Source organism: Nocardia sp. NPDC058058 (assembly GCF_042885355.1).
Taxonomy (GTDB): Bacteria; Actinomycetota; Actinomycetes; order Mycobacteriales; family Mycobacteriaceae; genus Nocardia.
The window spans coordinates 1,153,202-1,163,125 of sequence record NZ_JBHVSA010000002.1 but is presented as its reverse complement, the minus strand read 5'-3'; the positions used below and the strand labels follow the sequence as shown (position 1 = coordinate 1,163,125).

General features: G+C 68.2%; 10 protein-coding genes. 9 read left to right on the top strand and 1 reads right to left on the bottom strand.

The genetic code is table 11. From position 1 onward, the window contains the following. The 4 genes from ACFVUS_RS20025 to ACFVUS_RS20010 all read left to right on the top strand — a co-directional run bounded on the left by ACFVUS_RS20025 (position 1) and on the right by ACFVUS_RS20010 (position 3,769). Entirely contained in the window at positions 1 to 1,365 is a 1,365-nt protein-coding gene (locus tag ACFVUS_RS20025; RefSeq protein ID WP_387768076.1) for an NtaA/DmoA family FMN-dependent monooxygenase, read from the top strand. After that, positions 1,362 to 2,171, top strand: a complete 810-nt coding sequence (locus ACFVUS_RS20020) for a DUF1684 domain-containing protein (protein ID WP_387768073.1) — start codon at positions 1,362 to 1,364, stop codon at positions 2,169 to 2,171. Before ACFVUS_RS20025 ends, ACFVUS_RS20020 begins: the two co-directional genes overlap by 4 nt. Beyond that, positions 2,168 to 3,301 carry an LLM class flavin-dependent oxidoreductase gene (locus ACFVUS_RS20015; RefSeq protein ID WP_387768070.1) on the top strand — a complete coding sequence of 378 codons (1,134 nt, stop codon included), beginning with the start codon at positions 2,168 to 2,170 and terminating at the stop codon, positions 3,299 to 3,301. Before ACFVUS_RS20020 ends, ACFVUS_RS20015 begins: the two co-directional genes overlap by 4 nt. A 228-nt stretch (positions 3,302 to 3,529) precedes the next feature. Then, the gene (locus ACFVUS_RS20010) at positions 3,530 to 3,769 is read left to right on the top strand and encodes a hypothetical protein (RefSeq protein WP_387768067.1); all 240 of its coding nucleotides are present in this window, start codon (positions 3,530 to 3,532) and stop codon (positions 3,767 to 3,769) included. A 124-nt stretch (positions 3,770 to 3,893) separates the two neighbouring features. Here the strand turns inward: ACFVUS_RS20010 and ACFVUS_RS20005 are convergent, their stop codons facing one another. Further along, positions 3,894 to 5,168 carry an ROK family protein gene (locus tag ACFVUS_RS20005; protein WP_387768064.1) on the bottom strand — a complete coding sequence of 425 codons (1,275 nt, stop codon included), beginning with the start codon at positions 5,166 to 5,168 and terminating at the stop codon, positions 3,894 to 3,896. Positions 5,169 to 5,726: 558 nt separating this feature from the next. On the opposite strand from ACFVUS_RS20005, the gene ACFVUS_RS20000 reads away from it, so the two are divergent. The 5 genes from ACFVUS_RS20000 to ACFVUS_RS19980 all read left to right on the top strand — a co-directional run bounded on the left by ACFVUS_RS20000 (position 5,727) and on the right by ACFVUS_RS19980 (position 9,884). Next, a complete protein-coding gene (locus tag ACFVUS_RS20000; protein WP_364637326.1) occupies positions 5,727 to 6,494 on the top strand; it encodes a GntR family transcriptional regulator in 768 nt (255 codons plus the stop codon). Next, the gene (locus tag ACFVUS_RS19995; RefSeq protein ID WP_067574315.1) at positions 6,494 to 6,721 is read left to right on the top strand and encodes a ferredoxin family protein; all 228 of its coding nucleotides are present in this window, start codon (positions 6,494 to 6,496) and stop codon (positions 6,719 to 6,721) included. The genes ACFVUS_RS20000 and ACFVUS_RS19995 overlap by 1 nt, the downstream gene beginning before the upstream one ends. 12 nt (positions 6,722 to 6,733) lie before the next feature. Beyond that, positions 6,734 to 8,170: an ABC transporter substrate-binding protein gene (locus ACFVUS_RS19990; protein WP_387768059.1), complete on the top strand. Its 1,437-nt coding sequence runs from the start codon at positions 6,734 to 6,736 to the stop codon at positions 8,168 to 8,170. Between the two features lie 176 nt (positions 8,171 to 8,346). Next, positions 8,347 to 9,135 carry an ABC transporter permease gene (locus ACFVUS_RS19985; RefSeq protein WP_387768056.1) on the top strand — a complete coding sequence of 263 codons (789 nt, stop codon included), beginning with the start codon at positions 8,347 to 8,349 and terminating at the stop codon, positions 9,133 to 9,135. After that, a complete protein-coding gene (locus ACFVUS_RS19980; RefSeq protein ID WP_387768053.1) occupies positions 9,132 to 9,884 on the top strand; it encodes an ABC transporter ATP-binding protein in 753 nt (250 codons plus the stop codon). Before ACFVUS_RS19985 ends, ACFVUS_RS19980 begins: the two co-directional genes overlap by 4 nt. Positions 9,885 to 9,924: the final 40 nt, after the last annotated feature.

The following is a 9,924-nucleotide window of genomic DNA, read 5'->3' as shown; positions in this document are numbered from 1 at the left end:
ATGCCGGAACAGCGGATACGCAAGCAGATCCACCTCGCCGCCCACTTCCCGGGCGTCAACCACAACACGGTGTGGACCGAACCGAACTCGGGCAGCCAGATCGACTTCGACTCCTTCGTGCACCTGGCGCGCACCGCCGAACGCGGTCTGTTCGACTTCTTCTTCCTCGCCGAGGGCCTGCGCCTGCGTGAACAGCGCGGCCGCATCCACGATCTGGACGTGGTGGGACGCCCGGACACCTTCACCGTGCTCAACGCGCTCGCGGCGGTCACCACGCATCTCGGGCTCGCGGGCACCATCAACACCACCTATAACGAACCCTTCGAACTGGCACGGCAATTCGCATCGCTGGATCATCTGTCCGGCGGGCGCGCGGCCTGGAACGCGGTCACCTCCTCGGACGCCTTCACCGGCGAGAACTTCCGGCGCGGCGGCTATCTGGAGCACGCCAAGCGCTACACCCGCGCCAACGAGGTGATCGAGGCGACCCGCGCGCTCTGGGACAGCTGGCCCGCCGAGGCCCTCGTGGTGGATCGTGAGCGCGGCGTTTTCGCCCAGCCCGCGCCCCGGGTGCGTTTCAGCAGCGAGCAATTCGATATCGACGGGGAATACGTGCTGCCGCGCAGCCCGCAGGGGTATCCGGTGCAGATCCAAGCCGGAGACTCCGATGACGGCCGCGAATTCGCCGCCGCCAAGGCCGATGTCATCTTCAGCGCGCACGGCGAACTCGAGGACGGGCAGCGCTTCTACACCGACGTCAAGGATCGGCTGGCCAAATACGGCCGCGCCCGCGACGATCTGAAGATCCTGCCCGCCGCCGGATTCGTACTCGGCGATACCGCCGAGGAGGCGGCGGCGAACGCGAAACGCATTCGCCGCCAACAGGTCACCCCGCAGACCGCGATCGCCTTCCTGGAGCAGGTGTGGGGCCGCGACCTGTCCGAATACGATCCAGAGGGCCCGCTGCCCGATATCGATCCGGTCGACAATGCCGACATCACCCGCGGCCGGGTGCGGCACGCCAAGGATCCGCGCGCGGTGGCCGAGGCCTGGCGCGCCAAGGCGGCGGCGGAGAACCTCAGCATTCGCGATCTCATCATCGAGACCACCGCGCGCCAGCAGTTCGTCGGCACGCCCCGCGAGGTCGCGGTGGCCATCGATCACTACGTGCAGAGCGATGCCGCCGACGGTTTCGTGCTGGTCCCGCACCTCACCCCCACCGGCCTCGACGAATTCGTCGACAAGGTGATCCCCGAACTCCAGGAACTCGGCAGCTTCCGCACCGAGTACACCGGCCCCACCCTGCGCGACCACCTCGGTCTGCGCCACCCGCACCGCAGCACCGAAGGAGTACGCGCGTCATGACCGCCATCGTCACCGAATTCGAACAGCAGTGGGCCACCTGGCAATCCGAGCGCGACGCGTGGGCGCGGCAACCGCTGGGCTGGCTCAGCCTGACCGGCCTGCACTGGCTCGGCAATGCCGACGAGACCGTACCCGGGCTCCCGGGTCACTGGCGTGCGGACGCCGAAAACGTCTATGCGACAGTGGAATCCGGCACCACTGCCCTGACGCTCGACGGGGCGGTGCTCTCCGGAACCACCACGCTCACTCCGGGTGAGGGCGCGCCCGGCCTCGAGGTCCGCCACGGTGATCGGCTCATCGAAGTCATCCGCCGCAGTGGGCAATTCGCGCTGCGCGTGCACGATCCGGCCGCGCCGTCACTGGCCGCGTTCACCGCGATCCCGGCCTACGCCCCGGATCCGCGCTGGGTGGTCACCGGCCGGTTCGCCCCCTTCGAGGTGGCGCGCGTGGTCACCACCGGTGCGGTCGTGGCGGGGCTCGAACACCACCATGTCGCCACCGGCACGGTCACTTTCGAGCTGGGCGACGCCGAGCACGAACTCGTCGTGTTCGGTAACCAGACCCGCGGTCTGCACCTGCTCTTCACCGACGGCACCAGCGGCGTCACCACCTACGGCGGCGCACGTCGCCTCGATCTACCCCGCCCGGCAGCCGACGGCACCGTGACCATCGACTTCAACCGCACGGCGAACCTGCCCTGCGCCTTCACCGATTACGCGACCTGCCCGGTCGCCCCGCCGGAGAACCGTCTTCCGGTGGAAATCACTGCGGGCGAACAGGATCCACGCAAGGAGCACGCGCTATGACCACTCCGCTCTCGGTCCTGGACCTCTCGCCGATCAGCGCGGGTTCGGACGCCCGGCAGGCGCTGCGCAACACCATCGATCTGGCACGGCAGGCCGAACGCTGGGGCTACCGGCGCTTCTGGATCGCCGAACACCATTTCGTGAATGTGGCCAGTTCGGCATCCACCACCCTGATCGGCCTCATCGCCGCCGCCACCGAATCCATTCGGGTGGGCACGGCGGCGGTGCAGTTGGGTCATCACACCTCGGCGGCGGTGGTCGAGGCGTTCGGCACCGTGGACGCGCTGTACCCGGGTCGCCTGGATCTGGGTCTGGGCCGCTCCGGGCATCGCGGCTCGCAGATCCGCTCCGCCGGAGTGCCGCCGGTGCCGAAGCAGGGCCGTCGTACCGAAGTGCGCGACGGTGTGGTGCTGCCGCCGCCCTTCAATCCGGGCCAGCTGCTCGACACCACCCGTATCGCGGCGGGGCTGGAGGCGCTGAGCCTGCCGGGCGCGCAACCGCTGCCCTATACCGAACAGGTACAGCAGATCCGGGATCTGCTGGCGGGCACCTACACCGGCAGCGACGGCGTGCACCTGCGCGCGTTCCCCGGTGAGGGCGCGGATGTGCAGCTCTGGCTGTTCGGCAGCAGCGGCGGTGAAAGCGCCCAGCTCGCAGGGGAATTGGGGCTGCCGTTCGCGGCGAACTATCACGTGTCGCCCGGCACCATCATCGAGACGGTGGAAGCCTATCGAGCCGCCTTCCGCCCCTCCGAACGCTTCCCGCGCCCCTACCTGGTGGTGTCGGCGGATGTCGTTGTGGCCGAGGACGATGCGACCGCGCGCCGCCTGGCCGCCAGCTACGGCCACTGGGTCTACAGCATTCGCAGCGGTGCGGGCGCGGCCGAATACCTGGACCCCGATACCGCGCCGCCACTCTCGGACCATCAGCTCCGTCTGATCGACGACCGGGTCGCCACCCAGTTCGTCGGTTCACCGAGTTCGGTGGCCGAGCGACTGCGCGCCCTGCAACAGCTCACCGGTGCGGACGAACTCGTGATCACCAGCGTCACCCACGATCACGCGGATCGCTTGAATTCGCACCGTCTGCTTGCCCGCGAATGGGGGTTGACCCACATCCGCGCGGCGTAGATCCGCCGCCGCTCGCAAGCGAACGGGGACTCCGTGCGCGAGTGGCGCGGGAAACCGCATCTGCGCCCTTGGGCCAACCCGCAGATGTGGTCGTCGAGCCGGGCCCGGACCGTGGACCGTCCGGGCCCGGCTCTTCCATGTTTCGAAACCTCTTGTGCCAGTCATGAAATGGTCACGATGCGACCTATTGAATATGACGCAGAGGTCATCGAAAGATAGGAAACACCCATGAAGAAGACTCTCGCCGTCACCGCCCTCGCGCTCGCCGCCGCCGGACTGGGCGCGGGCGTGGCGCACGCCGAGGAGCTCCAGGTCGACGGCAGCTACGGCTCCGTGCAGGCCTGCGACGCCGACGGCACCAACGGCAGCTTCCAGGCCGGCGGCGTCAACCTGCGCGGTGAGGACGGCTGGCGCTACCGCTGCGACCAGGGCAACGACGGCCTCTGGTACATGACCATCTTCCGCTGATCCGCCGCGCCGCCGGACAGGCATCACATCCAGCCTGAAAAGGCGTGCAGGACAGTGGAAAATGCCCGGCTGGGGACCATCCAGCCGGGCGTTTTCGGGTCAGTGGGTCAGTGGGCCGGCCGGGTCAGCGGGCGGTGCGGGTGGCGCGGCGCATGGCCGAGACCGGATCGGCGTAGAACACGCTCAGCGAGGTGACCGCCGCCGCGAACTCCTGCACCCGGCCGCCGAAACGGCTGATGCGCAGATCCGCCGCCGGGAGCGTGGTGCTCTCCGCGAAAGCCTGTGCCACCCGCTCCATTCCGGGCCGGTAGCCGGTGAAAGCCTGACCGCCCAGCACGACTCGATCCGGGTTGAACATATCCCGCACCAGAGCCGCTGTGCGCCCGAGGATTTCGGCCCGCTCCAGCAGCAGATCCTTGGCCGCGACCGAACCCGCGTCGGCGGCCCGGTACAGATCGGTGATCACCGGGCGGCGCGGGGCCTCCGGCTTGGGCAGTACGCCGCGGCGCACCGCGCGCTCCAGGAAGAAGCGCTCACCGATGGTCGCCTCCAAGCAACCCTTGCGGCCGCAGGTGCAATCGGCGTCCGAACCGGTCGGCAGATGGGCGATGGAACCCGGGCCGTTGGCCGGGGTGTGTACCCGATCATGCAGTGTCACAGCCACACCCGCGGTTTCCCGGGCGTAGATGTACAGGCTGGAACCCGGCCGCTGCCCCTCGCCCGGCTCGCGCCCGGCCAGCAGCAGCTCCGCGGCGGCCATCGCCTCCACGTGCGCGGATACCGATACCGGCAGATCCAGCACGCTGCTGAACACCGCCGCCACCGGAGCGGCCTGCCAGCCCAGGCGCGGATGATCCACCACACCGGCGGCCGGATCGACCCGGCCCGCCAGCGCCACACCGGTCCACAGCGGACGGCGGCGCGGCAGTCGATCCAGGAAAGCCTTGGCACTGCGGGCCACTATGGTCAGCGCGGCGTCCTGACCCGTTTGGGGAGTGGCGATTTCGAGCCCGCCCAGAATCCGGCCGGACAGATCCGCGGCCACGATGCGGGTGAGCGTGGAACCGATGTGCACACCGAGCGTCACGAACGAATCGGTGTCCACCTCGAACGGCACGCGGGGCCGGCCGACCGCGCCGGAGGCGGTCAGATCGGCGCGCTCACGCAGCAGCCCGGCCGTAAGTAGCGCCGACACTTGGCGATTCACCGTCGCGATGCTCAAACCCGTGCTCTGCGCGGCGATATCGCGGAAGATCGGCCCGCGCGCCGCGGCCCGCAGTACGGCGGCGGCGGGGTTGTCGGTAATGCGCAGCTCCGGCGGCACCGCGGGGCGGGCCGGGGCCAGACGGGCGGTGGCGACGGTGCCGTGGGTACGTTTTTCAAGGGTGGGGCTGGTCATAATATGAAGTCCTTGCTGCGGTCCCAACCTGGAAAAGGGGGGACGAGTGCCTACATGAAGAGATTCAGCGGTGCAGCGAGGAGGCCCGGACCCGGGAGCGAATCACGAAGGATTCGAGGTCGATCGGGGAATCAGAGCTCAGCTGCCTAGAAGCAGCGACAACACAGTTCGCGTTGGCGAGGCAGCCGAACACCGAGCGCCACGGTCACATACGTGACTCGTGCGGCAGCGGTGCGGTTGGCGGACATGTGTACAAAGTTAACATCCCGATCAGGGCGAACGGAATCCGTTCTCCCATATCTCGAGAAATGAGGGCCTGCTCACTCCACCCCGTCGCGCTCGCGCGCGCAGGTATTCCGATCACCGTGATTACAAGACTCAGGTGGTCGGCGCGGGGTGGCGCAATAGCCCCTCCGGCATGGATCGCGGCAGGCCGGGCGCATGGGCGGGCGGCGCAAATCAACCGGCCGTGCCGGGGTGCGCACGGTGCTCGAGCGGTACCGTCCGGCGTCCCCGTTAAAGTCTGAAACCGCTGGTCAATGGCGGAAAGGAGATGACGTGACGCCGGAACCCACACCGCTGCGCACCCCCGCCCGCCGAGCCGATCGAGCCCGCCAGGTGGCCGATATCGTGCGGCAGCAGATTCACGCCGGAGCGATCGAGGATTCGCTGCCCACCGAGCAGGAGCTCGCCGCCGAATTCACGGTCTCGCGCAACACCGTGCGGGATGCCCTCGCGCTCTTGAAGGATGAGGGGCTGATCGAGCGCGCACCCAAGATCGGCACCCATGTGGCACGCCGTAAATACGACCACGGTCTGGACGCCCTGCTCGGGTTGAAGGAAACCCTGCGCGGGCACGGTGACGTGCGCAATGAGGTGCGCGCGGCCACCCGCACCACCCCGCCCCCGGCGGTTGCCCGCAAGTTGCGCCTCGCCCCCGGTGAACCCGCCGTATATATCGAGCGGCTGCGCTGGTTCGGTGATCTGCCTCTCAGTCTCGATCTCACCTACCTCGTCCCGGATATCGGCGACGAGGTGATCACCCGCGATCTGGAGACGAACGACGTGTTCGCGCTCATCGAACAGATCAGCGGCGGCCCGCTCGGCTCCGCCGACCTGGCCCTGGAAGCCATTACCGCCGATACCCATTCGGCCGCCACGCTGCAAATGCCCGAGGGTGGCGCCCTGCTGTTGCTGGAACGACTCACCAAGCTCGACGACGGCCGCCCGGTCGACCTCGAATACATCCGGATGCGCGGCGACCGGATCACCATGCGCGGCAGCCTCACCCGGCCGCCCGAACGCACCGATTGGAGGCTCACCTGATGGCACTGGTCAATCAGCGCGCCGACGTCCCCGTCACCATCGACGAATCCCTGTGTATCCAGGGCTGCACGCTCTGCGTGGAGATCTGCCCGCTCGACTCGCTGGCCATCAATCCGGAAAACGGTAAGGCCTTCATGCACGTGGACGAGTGCTGGTACTGCGGCCCGTGCGCCGCGCGCTGTCCCACCGGCGCCGTCACCGTCAATATGCCCTACCTGCTCCGCTGAAGGACCCCTCGCATGAAGCACCACCGCATCGCCCGCCTCGCCGCCGCCGCGGTCGCCGCCGCCATCGCGCTCACCGCGTCCGGCTGCTCGCTGGAATCCTCCGGTGACGGCGACACCGTCAAGGTCGTCATCGGCTACCAGTCCAAGACCATCAATACCGTCACCGCCGGAACCCTGTTGAAGGCCAAGGGATTCCTGGAGCAGCGGCTGAACGATCTGTCCGCGCACGGCGGGCCCAAGTATTCGGTGGAATGGCAGGACTACGACACCGGTGCGCCCATTACCGCGCAGATGGTGGCCGAGAAGATCGATATCGGCTCCATGGGCGATTACCCGTTGCTGATCAACGGTTCGCGCACCCAGGCCAACGAGCGGTCCAAGACCGAACTGGTCTCGATCACCGGGTACAACCCCAAGGGTGCGCTGAATATGGTTGTGGTCGCGCCTGATTCGAAGGCGCAGACGATCAACGACCTCGCGGGGCAGAAGGTGTCGGCGAGCGTCGGCTCCGCCGGGCACGGCACCCTGGTGCAGGCGCTGACCCGGGCGAACATCGATCCCAAGACCGGGGTCGAGGTGCTCAACCAGCAGCCCCAGATCGGTTCCTCCGCACTGGAATCCGGTCAGGTCGCGGCGCTGTCGCAGTTCGTGGCCTGGCCCGGACTGCTCGTGTTCCAGAACAAGGCCAAGCTCCTCTACGACGGTGCGGAGCTCAATGTCCCGACCTTCCACGGCGTGGTGGCCCGTCGCGACTACGCGAAACAGCACCCGGAGGTGCTCGATGCCTTCCTGCGCGCACAACTGGACGCGACCGATTTCATCCACACGCAGCCCCTGGAAGCGGCCAAGCTCGTCGCCGAGGGCAGCGGCCTGCCTCAGGAGGTCGTGTACCTCTACAACGGGCCGGGCGGAACCTCCTTCGACACCACGCTGAAGCCGAACCTGCTGGACGCCTTCAAAGCCGATGTGCCGTACCTGAAGTCGATCGGTGACTTCGCCGACCTCGATATCGACAAATTCGTCGACGACACCGCGCTGCGCAAGGCCTTCCAGGAAAACGGCGCGAACTACGATGCGGCACTGGTCAATAACGCCAACCCCGCGCCGGTCACCGGCACCGACCCACTGACCAACCGCCCCGCCGACAATCCGGCGCAGGCCGGTGAGATCTGGTTCACCGGCTCAGACGCCACCCAGGCCGCCGCCGACCCGACCAGCCTGCTGCGTGCCATCAAACAGGCTCGCGCACAGGGCAAGACGGTCCGCGCCGCCTACGTCCCCGACGCCGAACTCGGCACCCGCTGGTTCGCCGACAAGGCCATCTGGGTCCGCGACGGCGACACCTATCTGCCCTTCACCACCCCCGCCGCGGCCCAGCGCTACCTGACCCAGCACCCCTCGGGTGCGATCGTCGGCTACGACCAGGCCATCACCGAGGTCCGGCAATGACCTCCCAGGCCGCCACCTCCGCCTCGGGCCAGACATCCCCCCGGGAAGCTTCCTCCCGTCATCCCGGCACGCTTTTGGCCGGGATCCACGGTGACCCCGCCGAAAACGCTGGATCCCGGCCAAAAACACGCCGGGATGACGGGATCGGGGCCGCCGGAGTGCGCGGTGGCGGGCGCTTGTCTGCCGTGGTCTGGCGATCCCGCCTGATCAAGCTCGTCTCGGTGCTCGTGGCCATCGGGGCCTGGCAGTTCTTGACCGCCAACAATATTCGGCTCTGGGTGCGGTTCGACACGCTGCCGACCGTGACCGAGATCGTGCGGGCTTTCCACAAGCAGCTGGGGACCGATACGTACTACCTCGATCTCGGGCAGTCGCTGATCCGCATCCTCACCGGATTCGGGCTCGCGGCGGTGTTCGGCGTGACACTCGGTGTGGCGCTGGGGCGTTCGCGCTGGGTCGCGGACACCATCGGACCGCTCACCGAACTGGCCCGGCCGATTCCGGCGATCGCCGTTGTGCCCGTGGCGATTCTGCTCTTCCCCGATGACGAGGCCGGGATCGTGTTCATCACCTTCCTGGCCGCGTTCTTCCCGGTGATGGTCTCCACCCGGCACGCGGTGCGCGCGCTGCCGACCATCTGGGAGGACTCGGTGCGCACGCTCGGCGGCAGTCGCTGGGATGTGCTGTTGCGAGTCGTGTTGCCCGGCAGCCTGCCCGGCGTCTTCAGCGGACTCTCGGTCGGCATCGGGGTGTCCTGGATCTGCGTGGTCTCCGCCGAGATGATCTCCGGCCGCCTCGGCGTCGGCTACCGCACCTGGCAGGCGTACACCATCGTCGACTATCCGGGCGTATTCGTCGGCATCATCACCATCGGCGTGCTGGGGTACGGCACCTCCGCCGCCGTCGAACTCATCGGACGGCGGGTCACGCACTGGCTGCCGCGCGTACCGGAGGTGACCAAATGACCAGCGGTATGAGCCTGCGCGTGGACGGTATCGACCTGTCCTACACCGGTGCCCCGGTGATTCGCGATCTGTCCCTCGAGGTGCGGCCGGGCGAGATCCTGATCCTCACCGGACCGTCCGGATGCGGAAAATCCACCGTGCTGCGCGCCCTCGCCGGACTGCTGCGGCCCGACGCCGGACAGGTCCTCGCCGACGGCACACCGGTCACCGGCACCAATCGCGATCGCGCCGTCGTCTTCCAGGACAACGCGCTATTGCCCTGGCGCACGGTGCGATCCAATATCGAGCTCGCGCTGAAACTGCGCGGTGAGCCCCGTGCGGGCCGAAAGGCGCTGGCGGAGAAGTGGATCGAGGAGATCGGCCTCCACGGATTCGCCGACTTCCTGCCCAAGAGCCTGTCCGGCGGTATGCGCCAGCGCGTTCAGCTCGCGCGCGGCCTGGCCGGTGCGCCGCGCTCGGTGCTCATGGACGAACCCTTCGGCGCACTGGATTCGCAGACCCGCGCCACCATGCAGCGCCTGCTGATCGACACCTGGCGCACGCACCCCACCACCCTGGTCTTCGTCACCCACGACGTGGACGAGGCGCTGCTGCTGGGAGACCGCGTCGCCGTCCTCGGCCGCGCCGGTGCGCCGCTGCGCGCCCTGCTGGATGTGCCGCGACCGCGCGAACTCGGTGTGGACCGCACCGCGTTGCGCGCCGAAATCATTACCGCCCTGGATCATTCGGGCGATCTCGCCGCGCTCTGACGGCGACCCCGACCGATCCCCTCACGAATGTTGGTGTGCC